The following is a 26,823-nucleotide window of genomic DNA, read 5'->3' as shown; positions in this document are numbered from 1 at the left end:
TATTGATTTGCCAAGACAATACTGTCCATTAAGTGCTATTACACACCTTATTTTATACTTTCTCTATCGACTAAAAAGATTAATGTCTATTGTTGCTGTGAAGCTGGTTTTAAATACCTTGTTAAAAGACTAGACCCAATCGTTGAAAGCATAATAAGAGCAATCCCTGACCATGATAATAACGATACTTTTTCACCTAATAAAATCATGGCTAAAATCACACCAAAAATTGGCTCTAAAGCCGTTAAAATCCCTGCCACATTACTATCGGTCTGAGGCAAACCTTTGTTCCATAGTACATAAGCCAGCCAACTACATCCTATACCAAGATAAAGCAAACCAAATAAACCAGTCCAACTAAAATGGATAGTCCAACTCTGCGTTAATACTAGGCTGAATGGGATACAGGTAATCATGCCAAGTACAATAGAGATAGGCGTATAGGCTGCTGAACCTATTGTATTTAGCATTCGTTGTGTAATACGTAAACAAAAAGCAAACACAGAACACGATACAAACATTAACATACAACCCAGTAGTGAAATCTCTCCACCTGTTGTATCACCCTTAACCAATAAAGCTACCCCAATAAAGGCCACTAGTCCAAATAGCCAATGAAACCAGCGTGCTTTATCTTTATAAAAAAAGTGTCCTATAAAGACAACTAATAGTGGTTCAAGTCCAATAATCGTGATAGCACTAGAGGCTGAAGTAAAGCTCAACCCTAAATACTGTAATATCCCCACCAAAGGATAATTTAAAAAGCCTAACAACCATAACCTTGGTCGTAACGATTTATCGACTTTTCGCCAATGCTTAATAAAGACAGGCAATAAAATAATACTAATAATAATAAAGCGTGACTGTACCGTTAAGACAGGATCAAGCATTTCAAACGCCGCTTTACCTGCGACAAAAGAACTACTCCAGATGAGTAAGGCAAGAATAAGATACCACATAGATTTTTAAAGAATAATCATGCAAAATAGCACTAAATAGTTTGAACATCTTAAACTAATTACACGACTTATAGCTTATTTTCTTTTAATTTTTCAGATTTACCCTTTGCTTTTATGTCAGAACATACTTATCAACAATTAATTTCCCTTTTAGAACAACAACATGCTAGCTTTCAAGCCCTTGAACACCCCTCTGCTGGAAAGTCAGAAGAAGTGGCAAAAATCCGTGGTACAGAAGTCGGTCAAGGTGCTAAGGCACTGGTTTGCAAAATAAAAGGCAATGGTATCAAGCAATATGTGCTCGCCGTACTTCCTGCCGATCAACAAGCTAATTTACAAAAAGTAGCCCTTGCTTTAGGAGGAACTCGTGCTTCTCTCGCTAGTCCTGATGAAGTTACCCGCTTAACCGATTGTGTCTTTGGTGCAATCCCTCCTTTTAGTTTTCATCCTGAATTAATGCTAGTCGCCGATCCAAGCCTATTACAACGCTATCCTGAGCTAGCTTTTAATGCGGGAACATTAGAAAAATCCATTGTCTTGAAAACCACTGATTATGCAAAAATTGCCCAACCTAAATTAATAGAATTTATTAACTAGACAAAGAAAAACCCCAACCTAAAGTAGGATTAACCATAAAAAACCAGTTAATACATAATAGGATGGGGTATATTTTTAACACTAACTATTTTGTAGCAAGTGTAAAAACAAACAATACGGATATAGCCATTCTCACAACTGTTTGAATGAATTAAGCTTTATCTTTTTCCTCAAGTACAGCCACAGCAGCTTCTAACTGCTCTACTCGGTTACGTAAGCTATCCACTAATGCACGCTGGATATCAAACTCTTCTCGAGTAACCAAATCCATTTTAGCGAAACCTTGAGCCATAAATGCTTTGACATTTTTCTCAATATCCGCCGCTGGACTTTTGGCAATGAGTTCCTGAACATTTTTCTGAAACTCTTCAAACATTTCATTTGGTTTAAACATAAAGCATATCCTTAATAATTACTACCAATTTAATCATATTGTACTTGATTGTGGCGATCTCTTACGCACCTTTTTTAGTGAAGGTAAAATTATCACCATCCACACCCACAACAATCGTATCATTGGCACCAAAATCACCTTCTAAAATACGTTTAGATAAGGCATTTTCCAAATATTGTTGAATAGCACGTTTTAATGGACGCGCACCAAACACTGGATCAAAACCATTTTCAGCAATTTTCGCTAAAGCCTCTTCAGAAACTTCTAAATGCATTTCTTGAGAAGCTAATCGTTGCTCTAAACGTGATAATTGAATACGAGCAATATTGGCAATGTGTTTATTATCTAAGCCATGGAATACCACTACTTCATCAATACGGTTTAAGAACTCTGGACGGAAAGATTGTTTTAACTCTTCCCATACCACTGTTTTAATCGTTTCATAAGGTTCGCCACTCAAAGACTGAATTTGTTGTGAACCAATATTTGATGTCATGACAATCACTGTATTTCTAAAATCAACAGTACGACCTTGACCATCAGTTAAACGACCGTCATCTAGCACTTGTAGCAATACATTAAACACATCTGGATGTGCTTTCTCAATTTCATCCAATAGAATGACGCTATAAGGTTTACGACGTACAGCTTCTGTTAAATAACCACCTTCCTCATAACCTACATATCCAGGAGGCGCACCAATTAAACGAGCAACTGAGTGTTTTTCCATAAACTCACTCATATCAATTCGGACAAGATGATCTTCAGAATCAAATAAGAAGTTTGCTAATGCCTTAGTCAACTCTGTTTTACCTACCCCAGTAGGACCTAAAAACAAGAACGAACCATAAGGTTTGCTTGGATCAGATAAACCCGCTCTTGAACGACGAATCGCATCAGACACCAAACGTACCGCTTCGTCTTGACCAACCACTCGTTTGTGCAATTGCTCTTCCATGCTTAATAACTTAGCACGCTCGCCTTGCATCATTTTTGAAACAGGAATACCTGTCGCACGTGATACTACCTCTGCAATCTCTTCCGTACCTACTTCCGTACGTAATAAAGTATTTTGAGTTTCACTTGATTCTGCTGTTTTTAAACGAGCTTCTAATTCAGGCAATTTACCGTATTGCAATTCAGATAATTTTCCAAATTCACCTTTACGTTGATAATCTGCCATTTGAGCACGGATTTTGTCAATTTCTTCTTTGATAGATTGAGCACCTTGTACAGAGGCTTTTTCTGCTTTCCATACTTGTTCATAATCATCATATTCACGTTGAAGCTTACCTAACTCTTCTTCAATATGTTGTAGACGACGTTTAGATGCATCATCATCCTCTTTACGAACAGCTTCGCGTTCGATTTTTAGCTGAATAATACGACGATCTAATTTATCCATCACCTCTGGTTTAGAGTCAATTTCCATTCTGATACGGGCAGCGGCTTCATCAATCAAATCAATCGCTTTATCGGGTAAAAATCTATCTGTAATATAACGATTACTTAACTCAGCTGCTGCAACAATCGCAGGGTCAGTAATCTCTACGCCATGGTGAATCTCGTAACGTTCTTTTAACCCACGTAGAATCGCAATAGTCGCTTCAACATCAGGCTCATCCACTAAGACTTTTTGGAAACGACGCTCTAAGGCCGCATCTTTTTCTATATATTGACGATATTCGTCTAATGTTGTAGCACCAATACAATGTAATTCACCTCGTGATAAAGCTGGTTTTAGCATATTACCGGCATCAATCGCACCTTCTGCTTTACCTGCACCAACCATAGTATGAATTTCGTCAATAAAAACAATATTTTGTCCTTCATCTTGTGCAAGCTCTTTAAGCACGGCTTTTAGACGCTCTTCAAACTCACCACGGTATTTTGCACCTGCTAATAAAGAAGCCATATCTAATGATAAGACTCGTTTGCCACGCAAAGATTCTGGTACTTCGTCATTTACAATACGTTGTGCTAACCCTTCAACAATCGCTGTTTTACCTACACCAGGCTCACCAATTAATACTGGGTTATTTTTACTACGACGTTGTAAAATCTGAATAGCACGGCGAATTTCATCATCACGACCAATTACGGGATCCAACTTACCTTTACGAGCACGCTCAGTTAAATCAGTGGTAAATTTTTTTAATGCTTCACGATTTGATTCACTTTCTTGATCGGTCACAGGACTTCCTCCACGAACAGCTTCAACAGCGGCACTTAACGCTTGTTTTTGTAAACCAGAACTACGCAATAATTCACCAATATCAGTCGTATCTTCTGCCAATGCAATTAAAAATAATTCCGTAGCGATAAAGGTATCACCTCTCTTGGCGGCTTCTTTGTCTGTACGTAATAAAATCTGATTGAGTACTCGACTAATCTGTACTTCAGCTCCCCCCTCTACTTTTGGGAAACCGTCAATAGCTTTTTTTAGCTTAGCTTGTAAGGCGGGTACTTGCACACCAGCTCTTGATAATAAACTGGCTACACCTGACTCTGAGTCTGCTAGCATAACTGCCAACACATGATGAGGTTCAATATATTGATTATCATTGCGAGATGCCAAGCTTTGGGCATCACCTAAAGCAAGCTGAAATTTGGTTGTTAATTTATCCATTCTCATAATCTTAATCCTTTACACAACACCACATATAGAAGCTTATTGCCCTTCATTATGTGGATAATTTTCTATACTCACTATATTAGGGACAGATACTGATTTTCAAGAGATTTTTTTTGAATTTTTCTTTAAACTATGCTCTTTTAGTATAAAAAAGAAAAACAATTTTTTATGACACAGGCAAAGCCTACAACGTTACCTATTTCACTAATCACCTTAGATACATGCGTACTCATGCATAGCTTTACTCGCCGTCTATTACTCAGACTTTGTGCGAGTAATAATTGCAGCCCTGCATGGAGCGATAATATTGGTGAGGAATGGCTAAGAAATGCCCCTAGAATTTGGCGTGTTGCACACGATGTTGTACTAACAGAGTGGCTATCTATGCAAGCCCAATTCCCTCAATCGAATATGGGGTGTATTGAAGAAATTCCTGCCCTTTTTGGCAGAATTGATAAAAAAGATCGCCACGTAGCTTGGTGCGCCGTAAAAGCTCAACAACATTTTAATGTAACAGCTAGTATCTTATTAACGTGGAATACCAAGGATTTTCACAAAAGAGAACTACGTGAACAAGGTATCAGTTTATTTACTCCTGACCAATATTTAGTGCAATATTGGCAGCAAAGTCCAGACACTCTTTTACCCCAATTAGAGCAAGGATTGGTAGAGCATATTTCTTTAGGGCTACCTGAGTATTCACTTGTTGAACTATTAAAACGAGACAAATTATATCGCCTCGCCAAACTAGTATCGTCATTAAACGCCTAGCACATAAGCAAAAGCGACAACATTATTATTTCACTTATTGTGTGCGAAGTTTTGGCTGAGTGACAGGCTTAGCATTATTAGCATTGTTAGGGTCTTTCGTTTTGCTAGCGTCTGTTGTTGATGTAGTAGACACAGGAGCAACTGGTTTTGTCTCTTTTGACTCTTGTGCACCAATACGAATAGGCGCAACTGGCGCCTCTTCATTAGGGGGCAAGACACGAACAAATACTTCGTTACTAGCCACCATACTCATTTCCGAGCGAGCATAATCCTCTAGTGCTTGTGTCCCTGACTTCAGGTCTTCAATCTCCGCCTGCATAGCGTTATTACGCGCTGTCATCGCTTTATTTGTTTCACGCTGAGCTTGTAACTGTTGATTGAGTTCATCAACTCGTTTATAGCCAGATGCTCCCAAACGTAAGGGATATTGAATAGCGATACACGCAAACACAAGCACCAAAAGGATTAATTTCATTTTTTATACCAAGTTATAAAACGCATCACGGCCTGGGTATTGTGCTACTTCGGCTAATTCTTCTTCAATACGTAATAACTGGTTGTACTTAGCCATACGATCAGAACGAGATAACGAACCTGTTTTGATTTGCATTGCATTGGTAGCTACGGCAATATCAGCAATCGTTGAGTCCTCTGTTTCACCTGAACGATGAGAAATAACCGCTGTATAACCAGCACGTTTAGCCATTTCAATAGCGGCAAACGTTTCTGTTAATGTACCGATTTGATTAATTTTGATCAGGATTGAATTACCAATACCTTGTTGGATACCTTGTTTTAAAATTTTAGTGTTAGTCACAAATAAATCGTCACCTACTAATTGAACACGTTTACCCAATAAATCAGTCAGTATTTTCCAACCTTCCCAATCATTCTCAGCCATACCATCTTCAATACTAACAATAGGATATTTATCACACCAAGAGGCTAATAAGTTGGCAAACTCAGCTGATGTTAATGAAATACCACCCTCTCCAGCCAAATGATACTTACCATCTTTATAGAATTCAGAACTTGCACAATCAAGACCTAGAACAATATCTTGACCTGCTACATAGCCCGCATTTTCGATAGCACGTAAAATTAATTGAATCGCTGCTTCATGATTTTCAACATTTGGCGCAAAACCACCTTCATCACCAACAGCTGTTGACATCCCAGCATCGTTAATAATTTTCTTAAGTGCATGAAACACCTCTGCACCCATTCTTAATGCCTCACGGAAGCTAGCTGCACCTACAGGTAAAATCATGAATTCTTGTAAGTCTAAGGTGTTATTTGCATGAGCACCACCATTGATGACATTCATCATTGGTACTGGCATACTCATTGGACCACTACCACCGAAATAACGATAGAGTGATAAACCTGATTCTTCTGCCGCCGCTCTAGCGACAGCCATACTAACAGCTAAAATCGCATTAGCACCTAAACGTGCTTTATTTTCAGTGCCATCTAAATCAATCAGAATATTATCAATAAAGGTTTGCTCTTGAGCATCTAAGCCACGGATAGCCTCAGCAATTTCAGTATTAATATTCTCTACCGCTTTTAATACACCTTTGCCTAAATAACGGGCTTTATCGCCATCACGTAACTCAATGGCTTCACGAGAGCCTGTTGACGCACCTGACGGTACAGCTGCACGCCCCATGGCACCAGATTCTAATAATACATCACATTCTACCGTGGGATTACCACGTGAATCCAAGACTTCACGTCCAATAATATCAACAATTGCACTCATCTTTATTTCCTAATAGTAAAAAACTTGTTTACGTCGTAATGACTGATTAAATTCCTTGGATAATGCTCATATCCACAATGGCAGCACCTTCTCTCGCATTACGTGCACGACGATATTGTGGTGAATTATAAAAATTTTGAGCGGCTTTGACTGAAGGAAACTCCATGATAACAGTACGTTTCATACCTTTTCCTTCCAGAACAGTTTCTTCACCCCCACGCACTAATAACTTCACATCATGTGCTTTCATGGCAAGTGTGGATAATATTTTGTACTGTTCATACTGACTTGGGTTTGTTACATCAATATGAGCCACAATATATGCTTTCATCTTGTTTTCCTTAATAAAAAAACAACCTAATCGTTAAAAGTATTCTCTAAAAATGCTTGAGATTTCACGGTACTATCAATCGTCTTCAAGGTTTGCAATAACGCTTGCATATGATGAAGTGGTACAGCATTGGGGCCGTCAGATAATGCCTGAGAAGGATTAGGGTGCGTTTCCATAAATAATCCAGCTACACCCACAGCAACGGCTGCACGAGATAATACAGGGACAAACTCACGCTGCCCACCAGAAGACGTTCCTTGTCCTCCCGGTAATTGAACCGAATGAGTCGCATCAAATACAACAGGACATTGCGTTTCACGCATGATAGCTAAAGAACGCATATCTGATACTAAGTTGTTGTAGCCAAAAGAGGCTCCTCTTTCACATACCATGATATTTTGTCCATCACCACCCGCAGCAATGGCAGCCTCTTTAGCTTTATTCACTACTTGTAGCATATCATGAGGCGCTAAAAATTGTCCTTTTTTAATATTAACAGGCTTTAAGCTAGCTGCACATGCTTGAATAAAATCAGTTTGACGGCATAAAAACGCTGGCGTTTGCAAAACATCTACTACACTAGCCACATCCGCTACCTGAGAGGTCTCATGTACATCGGTTAGGACTGGCACTTTATAATGGTCCCTAACATCAGCCAGAATCTGTAATCCTTGCTCCATGCCTAATCCTCGGAAGGACTTGCTAGAACTACGATTAGCCTTATCAAAAGAGCTTTTATAAATAAAAGGAATATCTAATGCTTTGGTAATTTCTACCAAATGACCACACACATCAAATGCCATGTCACGTGACTCAATCACACACGTCCCTGCGATAAGGAAAAAAGGTTTGTCTAAGCCAATCTCAAAATGTGCTAACTTCATTATTTTTTATCCGCTTGATACGCAAGAGCAGCTTTTATATAACTATCAAATAGTGGATGACGTGATCTAGGAGTAGACGTAAACTCTGGGTGGAACTGTACGCCTAAGAACCAACGGTGATTTGGAATTTCCATAATTTCAGGTAAATTCTCTGTCGGTGTACGAGCACTAATCACCAAGCCAGCTTCTTCTAAACGACGGACATAAACATTATTCACCTCATAACGATGACGATGACGCTCAGTTACTTCATCACCATAGATAGCGTGTGCTAATGTACCTGGTTTGATAGGCACAGTTTGAGCACCTTTTCTCATCGTGCCACCTAAATCAGAACTCTCTGTACGAGTTTCCACTTTACCTTCTTTACCAATCCATTCTGTGATTAACGCTACCACAGGATGAGGTGTTGAAGGATCTAATTCTGTACTATTTGCTCCGCCTAATTGAGCGACATTACGTGCATACTCAATAGTGGCCAATTGCATACCTAAACAAATGCCTAAGTAAGGAACATTATTTTCACGGGCATAACGGATAGCCTTAATTTTACCCTCTGTTCCACGCTTACCAAAACCACCTGGCACCAGAATAGCATCCAAATCTTTGAGAATATCCGTACCATGTTTCTCAATTTCTTCTGAATCAATGTAATCAATTTGGACGTTTGTTTTGTTATGAATACCAGCATGATTTAATGCTTCAATCAACGATTTGTATGACTCGGTTAAATCCACATATTTACCTACCATACCAATCTTGATACTATGCTCTGGATGCTCCAAATCGTTAATGATTTTATCCCAAGCTGATAAGTCAGCTTCTGGTGGGTTGATACCTAAGGCATCACACACCAGCTGGTCTAAACCTTGCTCATGTAGCATCTTAGGAATTTTGTAAATCGTGTCCGCATCCCAAACAGAAATAACCGCATCTAACGGTACATTTGAGAATAGTGAAATTTTGGCTTTCTCATCCTCAGGAATTGGACGATCGGCACGGCATAATAAGGCATTTGGATAAATACCGATTTCACGTAATTTTTGTACTGAGTGTTGTGTAGGTTTGGTTTTTAACTCTCCAGCTGAAGCGATAAATGGTACCAATGTTAAATGGATAAATGCAGCCCCATTACGACCTAAGCGCAAACTCATTTGGCGCACAGCTTCGAGAAACGGTAATGATTCAATATCCCCTACGGTACCACCAATTTCCACAATCGCTACATCTGCCTGCCCATCATACGCTTGGCTAGCACCCTTAGCAATAAAGGCTTGAATTTCATTGGTAATATGAGGAATCACCTGAACTGTTTTGCCTAAATAATCACCACGGCGCTCTTTACGTAACACAGACTCATAAATCTGACCTGTGGTGAAATTATTGGACTTATGCATACGAGCAGAGATAAAGCGCTCATAATGACCTAAGTCTAAGTCTGTTTCTGCACCATCTTCGGTAACAAATACTTCACCATGTTGGAGTGGGCTCATCGTGCCAGGATCCACATTGATATAAGGATCTAGCTTCAACATTGTGACACGTAAACCGCGAGATTCTAAAATAGCAGCTAAAGACGCGGCAGCAATCCCTTTGCCTAAAGAAGATACAACACCGCCGGTAACGAAAACATATTTTGTCATGGAATTAATTGCCCTACACGGGCTCAGTAGGAAAGTAGAATTATAACAAAGTTTTTACCTATAGTTTAGCTTATCCATTAAAAATAGGTATAGCGAACGACGTGAAAAAAAACAGGTGCCGCAAACAACACAGAATCTATTCTATCCATAACTCCCCCATGGCCAGAAATCATATGCCCCCAATCCTTCGCTCCTAAACTTCTTTTCACGGCAGATAGCGATAAGCCGCCAAAGAAGCCACAGATAACAATAATAAAGGAGAATAATGCAGCATACCCCACACTAAATGGCGTAATCCACCATAAACTGGTCCCTACGGCAATAGCCATTAAACTGCCTCCAATAAAGCCTTCCACCGTTTTATTAGGGCTAACATTAGGAGCTATTTTCTTTTTACCCACTAATTTACCCACGATATATTGGAATACATCACTCAACTGTACGACCACTAGTAAATAGAGTAATAGCATCAGACCTTGCCCTTCATACTCTACATTAGTCAATAATAGCAGTGCGGGCGCATAACTTAGGCAGTAAATAGTCAGCATCATCCCCCATTGAATTTTGGCAGTACGCTCAAAGAATTGCTCAGTATTGCCTGATAGAGCAAGAATAGTAGGAATAATAATAAATCCATATACAGGGATGCCAATGACAAACATACCATACCAGTCTGTGCTAATTAGAATATATTGCAATGGAATAATCAAATAGAAACACAACACTAACGCCCAGTAATCTGAACGATCTGTAGGAGTCAGCGTCATAAACTCTCTCAAGGCAAGAAATGATAAAACAGCATATAGTATGAGTGTCGCTGTCTTACCAAAAATAAAACAGGCCACTAAGACAACTACCATTGCCCACCACGCATTGATGCGCTGATTCAAATTGACAATCACTTCTGAATTATTTTTGGCTAATAATCGTCTACCAATTAGCGTTGCAATAGACAAAATAACAGCTATACCTAAGAGAACCCACCAAAATTTATCCGGGACATTCACAAACAACTTTTGCCAAAAACTAAACATTTTCTTTCTCCGTTGCGTTGTCTTTCTCACTGATTAGATGAGAATCATCATGATGTTCAGCATGCTCTTTGCCTTTGATAATAGCAATTCCCTTATTAAGCAAATGCTCTAGCGATCCTTCTTGATCTGAGCCTTCTTTCGCTATATGTGCTACTTCTGGCGATAATACATTGCTATTTAAGACGATATTGCTCACACCATCTACTGGTGATTCGACTATATTTGTCCTAGCTTGCTCAGTTATTTCCTCGGCTGTCGCATTAAGCTCCTCAATCTGTGCATGATTTTGAATCTCAATGACATCCTCTTCATCCTGTTGCCCTAAAAGACTTTCAGGCTTGGATAAATTAATCACGGCCTCTCTGGCTCTAGACAAGAAACTCTCTTTGGATTCATTTAAATCAATGCTAAGAGGTGCACCAAAGGTCACTGTACACGTTACTGGCAATGGTACAAACACTCCCTTAGGCAGGCTCCGGCGAGTATTATCTAAATAAACGGGGACATACTCAACATTGGGGTATTTGCGTGATAAATGAAATAGACCTGATTTAAATGGGGCAGGCATTGCTTCGTAACGCCTTGTTCCTTCAGGAAAAATAATTAATGAATCCCCCTGATCTAATGCCTCATATAAAGGTTTTAAAGGATCATCTTCCCCACCTCCTGAGCGTTCAATCAATACAACATTTAATGCTTGATGAGCAATAATACCTTTAATCCCACCCTTTCCCCAATAATCTTTGGCAGCGACAGGACGGGTAATTTTTCTTAGTTCTGATCCTAATGCTGACCAAATAGCAAGCGTATCTAAATGACTTGAATGATTAGCAAAGTAAACTCGCTGTGTTGTACTTGGTATGGAATGGCGCCAATAAGGATAGGCACCTATCATTATTTTGGTTAGACTAGATAAAATTGTCGCTAACATATTTTATTTTCCAGATTGATTTAGAAGTGTAGCTATATCGATTAAACGCACGATACACGTGGCAATAGATCCTATCACCAATAAAATTAGTGCTAAATACAAACTATAATTTGTCTTAAACATATACCACTCAATAGCACCTATTATACAAACAGCCGTCATCACGGCCATACGATGCTGTTTCGCCATTGGACCTTTGAAAGACTGAGGTAACCCTAACGCCCCCCCTAAATTACGTATATAGGCTGTCATCATAGCAAGCAATGCTAAGAATAAACCCCATGATAACTCAGATAAAGCAAAACCAAGGGCAACAAATAAGACCGAGTCTGCTATCCTATCTGGAACCTCATTATAAAGTGCACCCAAAGGACTTAGCTTGTTTCCCTCAACAGCTACCATACCATCAAAAAGGTTACATAATAACCGTAGTTGGATACATACAGTGCATATGATTAACTTCCACTCTACATAGTCACCCGTAATAATCAGACTTAATGCAATGGCACCTAATACAGCAAAAAGTATACTAAATAATGAAATTTGATTAGGGGTTGGAAATGAACGCTTAGCTAACCAACGTGCTATTTTTTGTACTATTTTATTAGAACGCACAGCCAATGGTCGCCTATCCGTGCTTCGATAGTTTTGCATACCTGTCCTATAGTTATATTTTTTAACGTCTTGTTTATTCAGGGTTACATTCTATACTGAAAACCCTATTTTTATGACCAAATTTACAATCATCAGCTATAATAATAAGTAGAAAAAAGCTTATTTTTTACTATAACTAAAAGGAGTTGTTATGTTTCCAGAATATCGCGATTTAATCTCTCGTCTTAAAAATGAGGATTCTCATTTTGCTCGTTTATTTGACGAACACAACGATTTAGACCACCAAATTATTCGTTTAGAACAAAATCCAGTTACCAGCAATTCTACTGAAATTGAGACACTAAAAAAACAAAAATTAGCGTTAAAAGATCAGCTTTACGTTATCCTTAAAAAAGCTTCTGGCGAATAAGCAAAGCGATATTCCGCTTGAATCATTTGGGAGATTCAACTAAGCTTAAGCAGTTTAAGTAAAAACTTAGACTGCTTTTTTATTGAGGATTAAAATGGACTCTCTACAAAGTATTCGGGTATTCTGCCAAGTAGTGCGATTAGGTAGTTTTACTGCCGCCGCTGATTTTTTAAATATATCCACGGCTATGGCAAGTAAACACATCACCAGTTTAGAGCAAAAAGTTCAAGCCAAACTTTTACATCGCACTAGTCGTAAAATAAGCCTTACCGAATTAGGCGAACACTATTACCAACAATGTTTGAGTGCATTAGAAACACTGGATAATGCTCAACTAGAAGTTCAACAAGGCACTATCGCTCCTAAAGGTATTTTAAAAATTACCGTCCCCTTAATTTGTTGTACCCCCTATTTTGCCAATCTACTTCGTCTTTTTCGTGAAAAATACCCCGACATTCATTTGTCTATTTACCTTGAGAACAAACATACTAATTTGGTCGAAGAAGGCTTTGATTTAGCATTGCGTTCTACTGAAACATTAGAACCTGGTCTTATTGCTCGCCCACTTTGCAAAGTAAAATTTCGTTTTGTTGCCAGCCCTAACTACTTAAATAAGCATGGAAGACCAACTCAACTTGACGATTTAAAAAATCATGGTGGACTACTACCAAACTATACTAATCTTCCTATTAATATGCCAGCCGTCGCTGATTCCAATAACACACTATTACTGAAAGAAATGGCGCTAGCGGGCATGGGAATTGCTTATTTACCTGACTGGCTTACAGAGAGCTACTTAAAAAATGGTCAGCTTATTTCTCTGCTTGATGCTGAAAATACCTTAATGTTCCCAACAATTTATGCTGTCTATGTGGATAGAAAATTTTTAAGTGCCAAAGTACGTGCTTTTATTGATTTTCTTGTCGAAAAGACAGCGTCTAAAACCCTTCAATTCTAAAGGATACTTATGCCTATATTTAGTCGAGGTTATGCGGCTCGTGCTGCTAACCAACCTTTATCATTATTTTCATTTGAACGTCGAGATTTACGTGATGACGATATCGAATTTGACGTTCTTTATTGTGGTGTCTGCCACTCTGACTACCATCATGTGACGGGTGATTGGAAGACAAACTATCCTTGTGTGCCCGGACATGAGATTGTTGGTATAGTCAAAAATATTGGTAGCAAAGTCACTCGTTTTGCTATCGGCGATAAGGTCGCCGTAGGCTGTATGGTTGATTCCTGTCGCCATTGCCAACCTTGTTTAAATCAACTGCAACAATATTGTGAAGAAGGGTCAACACTTACCTATAACGATACTGATCGTATTGATGATCGTCCTATGTTTGGCGGGTATAGCGACAATATGGTGGTTAGTGAAGCATTTGCACTACGTGTTCCTGCTAATTTAGATTTAGCTGCCGCTGCTCCTCTACTGTGTGCAGGTATTACAACTTATTCCCCTTTACGTCACTGGAATGTAGGTAAAGGTAGTAAAGTTGGTGTGGTAGGACTTGGCGGTCTAGGTCATATGGCGATTAAATTTGCACACGCCATGGGAGCAGAAGTCACTCTTTTTACTCGCTCACCAGGCAAAGAGCAAGATGCACTTAAATTAGGCGCAGATCATGTTGTCATATCAACTGATAAACAACAAATGAGTGCTATTGCTAATACATTAGATGTCATCATTGATACCGTTCCCTATTCTCATGATTTACAGGGATATTTGCGTACATTAGGTATTGATGGCCACCTAGTTTTGGTGGGGTTGATTGATAAAATTGAACCAACAATTCATAGTGCACCTCTAGTTTTAGGACGTCGCTCTATTGCTGGCTCTTTGATTGGTGGTATTGAAGAGACTCAAGAAATGCTAGACTTTTGTGGTCAGCATAATATTGTTTCTGATATTGAGTTAATCGCTATTCAAGATATTAATCAAGCCTTTGAACGTATGTCTAGAAGTGATGTCAAATATCGCTTTGTCATTGATATGAGTTCCTTGAAAAAAGAAAGCTAAATAAACTAATCCACTTTATATCCATCATCCTTATTATGTGCCATGTGCTTTGTTTACTTACTGATGAGGATGATGGTGTGGATTTTTAATAAGTTTACTGGTTAACTTAAAAATTAAAGGAGACAAGACAAAGACTGCCACAAATGCAGCAGGCCATGCACTTAACCATGCTTTTAACCATTTACTTAAAAAACCTTCCGAAAAGCCCATATGTAACCAAGTGACCCAAAGTGTCATCAAAAACGATAAACACATTGACATCAGTGCAGTATTTAATAAGCGTAATTTAACTTGATAATTATCCATATGGTTTGGTGGTAAAAATAGATAGTTTATATATAAAAAAATGTTAACTTATAAATTATAAAGAAACTTCGTATTATACTTAAAACATTAGCTTAAAATAAACAAATTGGCGCATCAATTTATCTAAGCCGTTTTTTACCGACCCTCATAATTTTAAATCAATAATATATGGCAACCGTTTCCAGTAGTCTTCTTCAAGTTGTGCTTCTCTTAGCAGCAACTGTTATTGCTGTACCCCTTTTTAAACGTTTAGGTCTAGGCTCTGTGCTGGGGTATCTAATTGCAGGGATTGCCATCGGTCCTTATGGATTACAACTCTTTTCGAATATTAGTACGATTTTTCATATCTCCGAACTTGGCGTAGTCATGTTTCTATTCATTATAGGTCTAGAGATGAAGCCATCTTACCTATGGGCACTACGTAAACAAATCTTTGTTGTAGGTGGATTACAAGTGCTTACAGGAGGAACATTATTAACGTTTGTTGGCATTGGATTTGGCGCCAATTGGCAGGTGGCTTTTGTCTGTGCTGCTGGCTTTGTCCTCACTTCTACCGCCATGGTAACCTCTATTATTCGTGAAAGAAATGAGCTGAATACACCAAGTGGTCAAAAGATTATTAGCATCTTATTATTCCAAGACCTAATGATTGTTCCTCTATTATTCGTGATTTCTCAACTATCACCCACCAAGATAAAAAGCACGGTGCCTTTATGGGAAAGTATTGGGATTGGTATTGCCTGTATTGCCATCCTTATCGTTTCCGGCTTATGGCTTCTCAATCCCTTATTTAAAAAACTTGCTCGTTACCAAGCACGTGACATTATGACCGCTGCTGCTTTATTGGTGGTACTAGGGTCAGGTATGTTACTAGAATTTGGTGGTTTATCTATGGCAATGGGAGCCTTTTTGGCAGGTGTCTTATTGTCTGAATCTAGTTTTAGACATCAATTAGAAGCAGATATTGAACCGTTTAGAGGTTTATTACTAGACTTATTTTTTGTTAGTATAGGCATGTCGCTCAACCTAAACTTGGTCCAAAAATATTGGTATTTATTACTAACAGGTGTGTTAGCACTTATGTTTACTAATATGTTGGTTGTTTACTCAATCGCTCGCCTAACAAAATCATCTCATAAAGAAGCATTTAATCGAGCCTTTATTATGAACCAAGGAGGGGAATTTGCATTTGTACTTTATACCTCTGCCCTATCTTTTGGCATTATTAACGACCAAGAAAATGGATTAATGACGGCTGCTATCGTGATATCCATGGCATTTACGCCTATTTTCTTAAGACTTAAAACGTGGATTTTTGATAAAAAAGCCCCCAAACAGACTCAAGAAACACCGACCATTGATGAACAGCATGAGATTATTTTAGTTGGTGTAGGACGTTTTGGGCAAATTATTCGACAAATGCTTTGGACATCAGGGTATCAAAGAACCACTATTATTGATATAGACCAAGACTTAATCAATAGCCTTGCCCATTTTGGTGTGAAAACTTATTTTGGTGATGCGACACGACCTGAGCTTCTACGAATTGCAGGAATTGAAAAAGCACGTCTTTTGATCGTTGCTATCAACAACCCACAACATACTAATGCAATTGTCGCCTTTGCTAAGTCAGTCAATCCTAACCTTAAAATTGTAGCTCGTTCCTATGACAGAATTCACACTTATCATTTATATAATCTAGGTGTAGAAAAAATTGTCAGAGAAACATTTGATAGTGCAGTACTAAGTGGGCAACATGCACTAGAATTGTTGGGAACGGAGCTTGAAACAGCGCAGGAAATTAGCCAACTCTACAGTAAACTAAATCGACAAGGCATGAAAGCAACTGCTGCGTTATATGACTCCAGCATTAAAATGTTTAATAATAAAGCACTGAATGCAGAAGCCAAAGCACAAGAACAAAAAATGTTTGAAGCCATCCAGGAGCTTATTGCTAGTAAAAAATTGCTCAAAGAAGAAAACGAGGACTAGTCATTTTTTTCAGGCATTAAGGCATTTTGATCTAATAAATTTAACTGGTCAATTTCTACCAAGTTTTGGTGAATTTTTCTAACATGCACAAGAGTAGACATCAGCTCTAAGAAACTATGGTTATCAATAAGTTGCTCTCTTAAATGGCGTAAACTATCTTCTTGTAGTTTAAGTAATAAATCTTGCTCTTGTCGCAATAAATTATCAAATTTCACTTCTACTGATCGAGTCTGATACCCATCTGCATTAGCCCAAATAAAATGTTGTATGAGCAAAAACACATACTCTCTAATACTCATATAACTCTCTGACAATCGCTGCTGAATGACTGTTGATAATATTAATCCATCAGAAGTACTTGGAGATACAGACAAATTCTGAGCCATATTTTTTTGTGCTTTTTTTGCTTCTTTGCCGATATCAACAATTAATGATCCTAAAACATTCAATTGGAATAAATGATCTTCATCGCGAGGGTTATTCGTTTGCAATTGACTCGTAAAATATACTATCTGTGCATACAACTCTTTTACCTGAGTATCATAAAAAGCTTTAGCATCAGCAACTAATAACTGCTGATCTGTTAACGTGGAAACTTGAGGATTATCAAACTGATAAACTGTATCAGGTTTAATATAAAAAGCATGGCAAAGCTCCTCAATACAAACTCTCATTAAATGTTGGGTTTCCAAATGCACAGCTCGAACAGCTGAGTCTCCAGAACATAACATATTAGGGGTCAAATATTTAGCTTTGATCGATGTAAATTCTTTCCCGATGCGACTAGAAGGTTCTTTTTTCTCAGGTAACCATTGATATAACATTTCTGATAAACGAGACTGTATCGGCCAAAATAATGAGACCCCTAGCACATTAAATAGGGTATGAAATAAAGCCAATTGCAACAAAGAATTCATAGAAAACTCAGCGGCAATTGCTTTTACCACACTCACAAGTGGAATCCAAATCATCAATGCCAACAAGGCAGTAACAATATTGAACAGTACATGTACAATCGCCAAACGTTTACCATCTCTAGAGCTTTCCAATATTCCAACAAATGCTGTCACCACACTACTCCCTACATTAGAGCCAAGAGCAATAGCAAACGATTGATCTACATTGATTTGTCCTGCACTTAAAGAGGCTAACGTCAAAATCAACGCTGCATGTGTGGATTGTAAAAGAATCGTAATGATAAAACCAATTAAGCTAAAGGTAAGAATATTGAGTAAACCATCTGTCTGAACTCGGCTAAAGTCCATATCATTACCTAGCGTTCCAAAGCCTTTTTGCAGTGTCTCAATCCCAATAAAGATTAAAGCTATCCCAATAAAAACCCTGCCAATAGATTTTGTTTTACCTTTAAAAAAACTCGCTAATACACCTAATACAAAAATAGGTGTTGCAAAAACACTTAAGCTAATATTTTTACCTAATAAGGCTAATAACCAGATACCACTTGTAGCGCCTAAATTAGTTCCTAAAATAATACTGATACCACCTGCTAGCGTAATTAAACCAGTACCCAAAAAGGCTATCGTTAGCAAAGACACAAGTGTGCTTGATTGCAAAATAAATGTAGAGAACATCCCGAATAGCAATCCTTTAAATGGAGTTTTCGTACCACTTGCCATTAGGCGCTCTACTGTCCCTCCCGTACCAGCTTGCAAACCATCCTCAATACATTGCATACCAAATAAAAACAGTGCAATACCATAACTTAATTGAGCAAATGCATGACTATGCCCAAATCCAACTACCGTAGTGATAAGACATAGCACCATCACTAAATATTTAATAATAGTTTGAGTTTTCGGTGTGAAGACTTGCATAAGGTTTATACAGTTAATTGGGAAAGATATCTGTAAGCGTCCGGTGAACACATGTATTCATTCCTGCTAAATTGCGCGACACTATGGTTTTGTGTATGTTAGGAGAAATCAATGCCGTCTTTAATGCGTATCGAGACCGCCCAACGAGTGGGAATTCAAGAGCAAGCGTCTAGCCTACTGGCACTAGATAAAATCATCCTGGTGAGTGAGGCGACAGATTTACGAGCAGGGATGGATACCTTGCGCACTAAGGCAATTCAGCGCTTTGGTCAGGTGGCACCTCACGAAGCCTATGTGTTTATGAATCGCACGCACACGCTTCTTAAATTACTCATGCACGATGCGATGGGGTCGTGGCTATGTGTTCGTCGACTACATGAAGGACGCTTTCACGGTGCAGGCTCACGGATGAATCCGGCACTGTCGGCAGAACAACTGCAGGCCTTAGCCTTGGGGCTGCCTTGGCATCGTTTAGGTGAAGCCGGTATCTATCGTTATTGTTAGTTTGATCGTGAGCTAAGTGGGGCGATCTTGTCAATTAGGTATTCTCGGTATCGCTTATTTTATCGGCATAAGGCATACTACGTCTTATGCCGAATTCTTTTGCTTTTCTTTCCTCTGATTTGTCCCAGTTAACTGCTGAGCAGTTGCGCGAACTCGTGCTGCAACAACAAGCCTTAATTGCTCAACAAGACGCATTGATTGTAAAAAAAGCAGCACAGGTGGAAGAAAAGGATCTGGCCTATCGTCGTGTTCTGAGCGCTTACGAACAAGTGAAGATGGAGTTGGCGATCTTAAGACGTATCAACTTTGCTAAACGTAGCGAACAGCTCCCTGACCTACAAGCGAAACTTTTTGAAGATGACGCCCATGAGGATCTGGCTGAGCTAGAAACGATGTTAGACAACATCGGCCAGCAATTAACGTCCATGAGTGGTCAAGAGCACACACCTCGCACACCGTCTCGTATGCGTTTGCCGGCGGAATTGCCCTCGGTGGATATTCATTATACGTTGGAAAGCACGACCTGTGGTTGTGGTGCTGAGATGCGTCATCTTGGGGATGAGGTGAGTCAGAAACTGGATTATGTGCCCGGTACTTTTAGCGTGGAGAATCACATTCGTCCGAAATACGTGTGTGATTGTTGCAAGACCCTCAATCAAGCGCCGGTACCTCCTCACATCATTGATAAGGGGTTGGCAACGACCGGACTGCTGGCGACAGTACTGATCATGAAGTATGCTGACCATCTGCCGTTGCACCGTCAAGAAGCCATCTTTGAGCGCAGCGGTGTACGCATTGCCCGTTCTACGCTGGCGGATTGGGTAGGCACCTGTGGCGCACAGTTACAACCGCTCGTTGATGCTTTACGCCAAGAGGTGCTCTCGCATTCGGTATTGCATGCCGATGAGACACCCATCACTTACATGCACCATAAAAAGGGCAAAACGCAACGTGGTTATTTCTGGGTCTATGCCCCGGGTGCTTATGAGCAGATGAAAGCGGTGATTTATGACTTTAAGCCAGGTCGCTCAGGCGCTCATGCCCGCGAATTCTTAGGCGATTGGCGCGGTAGTCTGATGTGTGATGATTACGCCGGTTATAAAGCCCTCTTTGCCGATGAGCAAGTGATTGAGGGGGGATGTTGGGCGCATGCGCGTCGCAAATTCCACGATATTTACCAAGCCAACGGCAGCTCAGTGGCTGAACAGGCCTTACAACAAATCCAACGACTTTATCACTACGAGGCCGAGGCCAGGAACTTAAGTCCACCGGAGCGATTAGCCCATCGACAACGCCACATGGAGCCGGCACTTAAGCAATTAGAAAGGTGGTTGCGTAGTCAGTTTGAGCTGGTGCCGCCGAACTCGGCGATCGCCAAAGCCATTCGTTACAGCCTGAACAATTGGCTTGCCTTGACGCGCCTCTTGGAAGACGCTCAACTGCCGATGGATAATAATGCGGTAGAGAATTTGATACGTCCACTCGCGATTGGTCGCAAGAATTGGCTCTTTGTAGGTTCAGAGAAAGCGGGTCGACGTGCGGCTGCGGTGATGTCGTTAATTCAATCGGCTAAGCTCAATGGCCATGACCCTTATGCTTACCTTAAGGATGTGTTGGAACGATTGCCGACACAGAAAGCGAAGGACATTACTGAGCTTCTGCCTCATCGTTGGCAAGCGCCAAACGACACCAAGAATTAACACAATGCCCCGACAAAATCGGGGCATTGAACATTTAAAAACGGAAGTCAATCGGAGTTCACCGGACGCTTACAGATATCTAATCGCTAAGAATAGCATAAACGCTAAGAATAAACGTAAAAAAGCCACTTATATTCAATAAGTGGCTTTAACTTGGCTGCCCCAACTGGGTTCGAACCAGTGACCTGCGGATTAACAGTCCGTCGCTCTACCGACTGAGCTATGGGGCAAAATTCTATTGTTTTTGATGCTGGCTGCCCCAACTGGGTTCGAACCAGTGACCTGCGGATTAACAGTCCGTCGCTCTACCGACTGAGCTATGGGGCAACATCAAGAATGTAATTATGACAAAGTTTATTTAGTAATGCAAGAAATTATCAAGTATTCACGAATTTATTTTTATTTCGTCTTATAAATGCAACTAATAACTCTTGCATGTCTCATCACCATAAACCTCTCATCACATACTATGTAATCCTTATCGTTACACAAGAACTTATTCCTCGTTCTCCAATAATTTCCTACACTCTTCAAGATAACTCTGTTCAGTAGGATGCAGACTAGGATATTGTAGTTTGAGTGACTTTAGCGCCTGTAATACGGCATCAGCAACTACAATACGGGCATAAGGCTTACTATTACCAGGAATAACATACCAAGGAGCATATTCTGTCGCTGTATGTTTAATGGTTTCTTCATAAGCATGCATATAGTCATTCCAAAACTTACGTTCATATAAGTCATTTTTATCAAATTTCCAATTTTTATCAGGATCTTCAATTCTCGCAAGTAAACGCGATTTTTGCTCCTCTTTAGAAATATGCAGATAAAATTTTAATACCACTACACCATTACGACTAATATGTTTTTCAAAGTCTTTAATAGATTCTAAGCGTTCATCCCAAATATGCTTTGTGACTAATTTTTTAGGAATCGGCTCACTCTCAAGAATATCTGGGTGTACTCTCGCTATCAGAGTTTCCTCATAATAAGAACGATTAAAAACGCCAATATTCCCTCTTTCAGGCAAATCACAAGTTGTACGCCATAAGAAATCATGCGATAACTCTTTATAACTTGGTCGCTTAAATGAGAAAACCTCTATGCCTTGCGGGTTCACACCAGAAAGAATATTTTTAATAGTTGAGTCTTTGCCTGCCGCATCCATTGCTTGAAAGACGAGTAGCAATGACCATTTGTTATCCGCATATAAAACCATTTGTTGCTTAGCAATTTGCTTAACAATATCCTCTAAGATTTCAGCGGCTTCTTTCTCATCTACATCAAACCCTGGTGATACTGGGCACTCGGAAAGGTCAAATTTTTTGCCATTCTCAACACGATATTTAGCAGAAATATTTTCTTGATAAATATCAGACTGTTTTTTATCGTAAGAAGAGTCTTTTTCCTTTTGATCAGAATCTTTATTATTTTTGTCTTTACTATCTTTAGATGCTTTATCTTTGTGATTTTTATCTTTTAAATCTTCTTTTTTAGAAGATTTAGTAGGGTTTACCGCTAATAGAACATCATCTTCAGCGTAGTGTTGATGCTTTTTATGAGAATCTTTTTTAGATTTTTTCTTATCAGATTTATCTTTGCTCATGGTAGTTATCCTTAACTCTGTTAATCGTTTCTATAACATACCACAGAATGAGCTTTTAAGCGTTACAAAAAACAATCCGTATCAACTTTGGATATGGTGATAAGCAAGATTAGAGGAGAACGCAAATCTATCCAAACCGATACGGATTGTAGTGTCTGAATCACATAAGAGGCAAGATGATTCAGACAGTGCTTGGGGTGAAGTCAAGCTAACCCAAGCAGACATTGGAGGAGCTCTAGACCCTAAAGGTGGACCTAAATACTGTTTAGGAAAAATTTGACTATATTGTGCTAATACATCTGATAAGAAACTGCTATCTATCAATGCAAGAGGATTGTAACCCCATCCAGAGGCCATACCCATATGATTGATAGAAAAGAAGGCACACGTATAAACATCAGCCTTATCACTTGCCACAATCCCCTCTAAATCGGAAGACGTAGCATTAGTTAAATCCTGATTGGTAGAATTATCATTAAGATTAATCCATGTATAGGCTTTATGCCCACTTGGCAAACAAATCTCAAGACGAATTTGTTCATCATGAGAATTTTGGCTTGGCATAAAGCCAATCGGCACTAAGCTTCGAACTGAAAAAAGTACAAGCATAGCCCACAGCATAAAATGCTGCTGTTTAGGACTTAATTGAAACTTATACTTTATAGAATGCACTGTAATACTCAAAAACTTAGTTTTCGTTGAATTAGAGATATATTACCAAACTTTTACATAAAAACTAATGATAAAAATCAAATTCATTTTTTTAATTAAAAAAGACCTGATGGATACCATCAGGTCTTGACACTTTATAAGTATTACCTTAATAAAATGGCATATACATCTTAGCCGTGAAAATTACACAGCGGCTTCACGTGCTGCACGTTTACGCTCATGCTCAAGTAAATAACGCTTACGTAGACGAATGCTCTTAGGGGTTACTTCTACTAATTCATCGTCATCAATAAACTCAACCGCATATTCAAGTGTTAATTTGATAGGTGGAACTAAACGAACAGCCTCATCAGTACCTGACGCACGGATATTAGTTAATTGTTTACCTTTAATTGGGTTAACGACTAAGTCATTATCACGGCTATGGATACCAATAATCATTCCTTCATAAAGTGGTTCACCTGGCGATACAAACATACGACCACGATCTTGTAGTTTCCAAAGAGCATATGCCACCGCATCTCCATTATCTTGGCTAATAAGCACTCCGTTGCGACGCTCACCAATACTACCTTCACGGACTGGTGCATAATCATCAAAAATATGGCTCATTAAACCTGTACCACGTGTCATTGATAAGAAATCACCAGAAAAACCAATTAAACCACGTGCTGGAATACGGTACTCTAAACGGGTACGACCACGACCATCAGATTCCATATTAAGCAATTCGCCTTTACGACGACCTAACTCTTCCATCACGCCACCTTGGTGCTCGTCCTCAACGTCAATAGTTAACAATTCCATTGGTTCACAACGAACACCATCAATTTCTTTAAATACAACTCGTGGACGTGATACGGCTAATTCATACCCTTCACGGCGCATATTCTCAATTAAAATTGTTAGGTGTAATTCACCTCGACCATTCACTTCAAATACAGTATCATCATCAGTATCTTTTACACGTAAAGCCACGTTTGATTTTAATTCAAGATTTAAACGATCACGGATTTGGCGACTAGTTACGTATTTACCTTCACGTCCTGCTAATGGTGAAGTATTTACCATAAAGTTCATTGTTAAGGTTGGTTCATCAATCTTAAGCATTGGTAATGCTTCAGGAGTGGCTGGGTCACAAATTGTACAACCAATTCCAATCTCCTCAATACCATTAATCAATACAATGTCCCCTGCTTCTGCAGAATCAACAAGCTCTCGGTCTAATCCTTTGAATTTTAAGACTTGATTAATGCGGCCTTTAATTGGTTCTCCTTCTGGGCCAAACTTCACAATAACATCTTGACCTGGACGTACACGGCCACGATTAACACGACCTACACCAATTTTACCGACATAGCTGTTGTAGTCTAAAGAAATAATTTGTAATTGCAATGGCGCGTCTGCATTATCATTACGTTGTGGCACGTATTTTAAGACAGTATCAAATAAAGGACGCATATCTCCGCTACGAACGTCTTCAGTTAACCCAGCGAAACCATTTAAACCAGAAGCATAAACGATTGGGAAATCTAATTGTTCTTCTGTAGCACCTAATTTATCAAATAAATCAAATGTGGTATTCACTACATAATCTGGACGAGCACCAGGGCGATCAATTTTATTCACCACTACGATAGGCTTTAAACCTAGAGCTAATGCTTTTTTAGTCACAAAACGAGTTTGAGGCATAGGCCCCTCAACTGAGTCCACTAACAGTAATACACCATCAACCATCGATAGCACACGTTCTACTTCACCACCAAAGTCTGCGTGTCCTGGGGTATCCACAATATTAATATGTGTACCCTCATACTCTACGGCACAGTTTTTAGAAAGAATAGTAATACCACGCTCTTTTTCAATATCATTAGAGTCCATCACACGTTCAGCAACGTGTTGATTTTCACGGAAAGTACCTGATTGGCGAAGTAATTGGTCAACCAATGTTGTTTTACCATGGTCAACGTGGGCAATAATAGCAATGTTGCGGAGCGCACGGCTCATAATATTTCCTTTGTACGTAATTTTTCCGGTAATAAGTCCGGAGGTAAATCATTTAACGATAACAATATACGTTGAGGTTCTTCCAATGCTTGAAACGCCTCCAATGTAATCGCATCACTTAATTTAAATGGTCCGACTGAGGTTCTTCTCAACGCACGCAAATGTGCAAAACAACCTAAGGCACGACCTATATCCTGTGCAAGGGTACGAATATAAGTACCTTTGCTGCAAAAAATATCTAATACCACTTCTTTCTCAGAAAAAGTCACTATAGATATGCCATATATAACAACTTTTCGGGGCGCTCTTTCTAACTCAATGCCTTGACGAGCATACTCATAGAGTGGTTTACCATCTCGCTTTAACGCAGAATACATAGGGGGTATCTGCTCTATTTCACCTACAAACTGAGGAATAATAGTATTTAACTGCTCTTTCGTAATTCCTGTAAAAGTTGAACAGTGTTGTACAACCTCTCCAGTTAAGTCTCCTGAGTCAGTTTCACTTCCTAAGGTCAATGTGGCTCTATAACTTTTATCTACATTAAGCATCGCACCACAAATTTTAGTCGCTTTACCAAAACAACAAATTAAGAGACCTGTAGCAAACGGATCTAAGGTTCCAGTATGACCTGCTTTTTTTGCATCAAGTTTACGACGAGCTCGTTGAAGTGCAAAATTACTTGATCCACCCTCTGGTTTATCAAGTAATAGAACGCCATCAATATCTTGTCCTTTTCTTTTCCCCATACTACGTTGACACCTTAGTCTAGTCTAAGCATAAAATAGTTAGCCTCGAATTTTAGGGGGTTCAAAATTGGGAATATCACCCTCATCAGGAAAATCTTCTGGATGATTAGCACGATCAATCAGTCTACTCATCTCAATCCCATGTGCTAATTGATTATCATGATGAAAATGTAGGGTAGGTACAGTATGAATGTGCAACATTTTGAATAGCAATGAATGTAAATATCCTGCTTTTTCATTTAGTGCAGCAGTTGCTTCCTCAGGCTCTGCACCTAATACCGTAAAAAAGACTTTTGCATGGGCATAGTCCGGACTTAACTCTACTCCAGTCAGTGTAATTAACCCTGAGCGAGTTCCTAGCTCCCGTTGAATTAATTGGGCTAAATCTTTTTGAATTTGGTCAGCTAGTCGAATATTACGACTAGCTGGTGCTTTATTTTTATGTCGACTCATAACTT

The 26,823-nt window shown here is 39.2% G+C and carries 26 protein-coding genes and 2 tRNA genes; 8 read left to right on the top strand and 20 right to left on the bottom strand.

Features of this window, described 5'->3' with window-relative positions:
- Positions 1 to 86 precede the first annotated feature (86 nt).
- Entirely contained in the window at positions 87 to 959 is an 873-nt protein-coding gene (locus BQ4443_RS09900) for a DMT family transporter (RefSeq protein WP_071058808.1), read from the bottom strand.
- Positions 960 to 1,073: 114 nt separating this feature from the next.
- On the opposite strand from BQ4443_RS09900, the gene BQ4443_RS09895 reads away from it, so the two are divergent.
- Positions 1,074 to 1,556: a YbaK/prolyl-tRNA synthetase associated domain-containing protein gene (locus BQ4443_RS09895; RefSeq protein WP_071058806.1), complete on the top strand. Its 483-nt coding sequence runs from the start codon at positions 1,074 to 1,076 to the stop codon at positions 1,554 to 1,556.
- A gap of 151 nt (positions 1,557 to 1,707) precedes the next feature.
- Here BQ4443_RS09895 and BQ4443_RS09890 read toward each other — a convergent pair whose 3' ends face one another.
- Positions 1,708 to 1,950, bottom strand: a complete 243-nt coding sequence (locus BQ4443_RS09890) for an accessory factor UbiK family protein (RefSeq protein ID WP_023951339.1) — start codon at positions 1,948 to 1,950, stop codon at positions 1,708 to 1,710.
- A 61-nt stretch (positions 1,951 to 2,011) separates the two neighbouring features.
- Complete coding sequence (clpB, locus tag BQ4443_RS09885; RefSeq protein ID WP_071058804.1) at positions 2,012 to 4,585, bottom strand: ATP-dependent chaperone ClpB; 2,574 nt, start codon at positions 4,583 to 4,585, stop codon at positions 2,012 to 2,014.
- A gap of 168 nt (positions 4,586 to 4,753) precedes the next feature.
- Between clpB and BQ4443_RS09880 the strand changes: the two genes are divergently transcribed.
- Complete coding sequence (locus BQ4443_RS09880; protein WP_071058801.1) at positions 4,754 to 5,356, top strand: PIN domain-containing protein; 603 nt, start codon at positions 4,754 to 4,756, stop codon at positions 5,354 to 5,356.
- Positions 5,357 to 5,390: 34 nt separating this feature from the next.
- Here BQ4443_RS09880 and ftsB read toward each other — a convergent pair whose 3' ends face one another.
- The 8 genes from ftsB to BQ4443_RS09840 all read right to left on the bottom strand — a co-directional run bounded on the left by ftsB (position 5,391) and on the right by BQ4443_RS09840 (position 12,598).
- Positions 5,391 to 5,831, bottom strand: a complete 441-nt coding sequence (ftsB, locus tag BQ4443_RS09875) for a cell division protein FtsB (protein ID WP_071058799.1) — start codon at positions 5,829 to 5,831, stop codon at positions 5,391 to 5,393.
- 3 nt (positions 5,832 to 5,834) lie between these two features.
- A complete protein-coding gene (gene eno, locus BQ4443_RS09870) occupies positions 5,835 to 7,121 on the bottom strand; it encodes a phosphopyruvate hydratase (protein WP_071058797.1) in 1,287 nt (428 codons plus the stop codon).
- Between the two features lie 46 nt (positions 7,122 to 7,167).
- Entirely contained in the window at positions 7,168 to 7,452 is a 285-nt protein-coding gene (locus tag BQ4443_RS09865) for a DUF1330 domain-containing protein (protein WP_023951350.1), read from the bottom strand.
- A gap of 26 nt (positions 7,453 to 7,478) precedes the next feature.
- Positions 7,479 to 8,336, bottom strand: a complete 858-nt coding sequence (gene kdsA / locus BQ4443_RS09860; RefSeq protein WP_071058795.1) for a 3-deoxy-8-phosphooctulonate synthase — start codon at positions 8,334 to 8,336, stop codon at positions 7,479 to 7,481.
- On the bottom strand, positions 8,336 to 9,979 hold the full coding sequence (locus tag BQ4443_RS09855) for a CTP synthase (RefSeq protein WP_071058793.1): 1,644 nt from the start codon (positions 9,977 to 9,979) through the stop codon (positions 8,336 to 8,338). Before BQ4443_RS09855 ends, kdsA begins: the two co-directional genes overlap by 1 nt.
- 77 nt (positions 9,980 to 10,056) lie before the next feature.
- Positions 10,057 to 11,013, bottom strand: a complete 957-nt coding sequence (locus BQ4443_RS09850; RefSeq protein WP_023951354.1) for a phosphatidate cytidylyltransferase — start codon at positions 11,011 to 11,013, stop codon at positions 10,057 to 10,059.
- Positions 11,006 to 11,944, bottom strand: a complete 939-nt coding sequence (locus BQ4443_RS12795) for a lysophospholipid acyltransferase family protein (RefSeq protein ID WP_023951356.1) — start codon at positions 11,942 to 11,944, stop codon at positions 11,006 to 11,008. The genes BQ4443_RS09850 and BQ4443_RS12795 overlap by 8 nt, the downstream gene beginning before the upstream one ends.
- A 3-nt stretch (positions 11,945 to 11,947) precedes the next feature.
- Positions 11,948 to 12,598, bottom strand: coding sequence for a CDP-alcohol phosphatidyltransferase family protein (locus tag BQ4443_RS09840; protein WP_023951358.1), 651 nt, complete (start codon positions 12,596 to 12,598; stop codon positions 11,948 to 11,950).
- 151 nt (positions 12,599 to 12,749) lie between these two features.
- Between BQ4443_RS09840 and BQ4443_RS09835 the strand changes: the two genes are divergently transcribed.
- From BQ4443_RS09835 to BQ4443_RS09825, 3 genes are all read left to right on the top strand, one after another.
- A complete protein-coding gene (locus tag BQ4443_RS09835; RefSeq protein WP_071058791.1) occupies positions 12,750 to 12,968 on the top strand; it encodes an HP1242/YdcH family protein in 219 nt (72 codons plus the stop codon).
- A gap of 94 nt (positions 12,969 to 13,062) precedes the next feature.
- Positions 13,063 to 13,926 (top strand): LysR family transcriptional regulator, encoded by an 864-nt coding sequence (locus BQ4443_RS09830; RefSeq protein ID WP_071058790.1) that lies wholly within the window; start codon positions 13,063 to 13,065, stop codon positions 13,924 to 13,926.
- Between the two features lie 9 nt (positions 13,927 to 13,935).
- On the top strand, positions 13,936 to 14,994 hold the full coding sequence (locus tag BQ4443_RS09825) for an NAD(P)-dependent alcohol dehydrogenase (protein ID WP_023951364.1): 1,059 nt from the start codon (positions 13,936 to 13,938) through the stop codon (positions 14,992 to 14,994).
- Positions 14,995 to 15,051: 57 nt separating this feature from the next.
- Here the strand turns inward: BQ4443_RS09825 and BQ4443_RS09820 are convergent, their stop codons facing one another.
- The gene (locus tag BQ4443_RS09820) at positions 15,052 to 15,300 is read right to left on the bottom strand and encodes a DUF2798 domain-containing protein (RefSeq protein WP_023951366.1); all 249 of its coding nucleotides are present in this window, start codon (positions 15,298 to 15,300) and stop codon (positions 15,052 to 15,054) included.
- A 168-nt stretch (positions 15,301 to 15,468) separates the two neighbouring features.
- Here BQ4443_RS09820 and BQ4443_RS09815 point away from each other — a divergent pair, with 168 nt between their 5' ends.
- On the top strand, positions 15,469 to 17,292 hold the full coding sequence (locus BQ4443_RS09815) for a monovalent cation:proton antiporter-2 (CPA2) family protein (RefSeq protein ID WP_071058788.1): 1,824 nt from the start codon (positions 15,469 to 15,471) through the stop codon (positions 17,290 to 17,292).
- On the opposite strand, the gene BQ4443_RS09810 is transcribed toward BQ4443_RS09815, so the two are convergent.
- Positions 17,289 to 19,127 carry a Na/Pi cotransporter family protein gene (locus tag BQ4443_RS09810; protein ID WP_071058786.1) on the bottom strand — a complete coding sequence of 613 codons (1,839 nt, stop codon included), beginning with the start codon at positions 19,125 to 19,127 and terminating at the stop codon, positions 17,289 to 17,291. The genes BQ4443_RS09815 and BQ4443_RS09810 overlap by 4 nt on opposite strands.
- Positions 19,128 to 19,238: 111 nt before the next feature.
- Here BQ4443_RS09810 and tnpB point away from each other — a divergent pair, with 111 nt between their 5' ends.
- Positions 19,239 to 19,631 (top strand): IS66 family insertion sequence element accessory protein TnpB, encoded by a 393-nt coding sequence (gene tnpB / locus BQ4443_RS09805; RefSeq protein WP_083331814.1) that lies wholly within the window; start codon positions 19,239 to 19,241, stop codon positions 19,629 to 19,631.
- A gap of 86 nt (positions 19,632 to 19,717) precedes the next feature.
- The gene (locus BQ4443_RS09800; RefSeq protein ID WP_143000591.1) at positions 19,718 to 21,331 is read left to right on the top strand and encodes an IS66 family transposase; all 1,614 of its coding nucleotides are present in this window, start codon (positions 19,718 to 19,720) and stop codon (positions 21,329 to 21,331) included.
- Positions 21,332 to 21,485: 154 nt separating this feature from the next.
- Here BQ4443_RS09800 and BQ4443_RS09795 read toward each other — a convergent pair.
- The 7 genes from BQ4443_RS09795 to rbfA form a co-directional block, all read right to left on the bottom strand.
- Positions 21,486 to 21,561, bottom strand: a tRNA-Asn gene (locus tag BQ4443_RS09795).
- Between the two features lie 21 nt (positions 21,562 to 21,582).
- Positions 21,583 to 21,658: transfer RNA gene (locus BQ4443_RS09790), tRNA-Asn, on the bottom strand.
- Between the two features lie 169 nt (positions 21,659 to 21,827).
- Positions 21,828 to 22,937, bottom strand: a complete 1,110-nt coding sequence (locus BQ4443_RS09785; RefSeq protein ID WP_083331911.1) for a PPK2 family polyphosphate kinase — start codon at positions 22,935 to 22,937, stop codon at positions 21,828 to 21,830.
- An 81-nt stretch (positions 22,938 to 23,018) separates the two neighbouring features.
- Positions 23,019 to 23,558 (bottom strand): hypothetical protein, encoded by a 540-nt coding sequence (locus BQ4443_RS09780; RefSeq protein WP_023951373.1) that lies wholly within the window; start codon positions 23,556 to 23,558, stop codon positions 23,019 to 23,021.
- A 234-nt stretch (positions 23,559 to 23,792) separates the two neighbouring features.
- Positions 23,793 to 25,616 carry a translational GTPase TypA gene (gene typA / locus BQ4443_RS09775; RefSeq protein ID WP_023951376.1) on the bottom strand — a complete coding sequence of 608 codons (1,824 nt, stop codon included), beginning with the start codon at positions 25,614 to 25,616 and terminating at the stop codon, positions 23,793 to 23,795.
- Positions 25,613 to 26,365, bottom strand: coding sequence for a tRNA pseudouridine(55) synthase TruB (gene truB, locus BQ4443_RS09770; protein ID WP_071058784.1), 753 nt, complete (start codon positions 26,363 to 26,365; stop codon positions 25,613 to 25,615). Before truB ends, typA begins: the two co-directional genes overlap by 4 nt.
- 39 nt (positions 26,366 to 26,404) lie before the next feature.
- A complete protein-coding gene (rbfA, locus tag BQ4443_RS09765) occupies positions 26,405 to 26,818 on the bottom strand; it encodes a 30S ribosome-binding factor RbfA (protein ID WP_023951380.1) in 414 nt (137 codons plus the stop codon).
- Between the last annotated feature and the right edge of the window lie 5 nt (positions 26,819 to 26,823).

The sequence above is a fragment of the Pelistega sp. MC2 genome (genome assembly GCF_900099475.1).
Lineage (GTDB): Bacteria > Pseudomonadota > Gammaproteobacteria > Burkholderiales > Burkholderiaceae_B > Taylorella > Taylorella indica.
The sequence above is the reverse complement of the archived record's forward strand: the minus strand, read 5'-3'. Positions and strand labels throughout refer to the sequence as shown.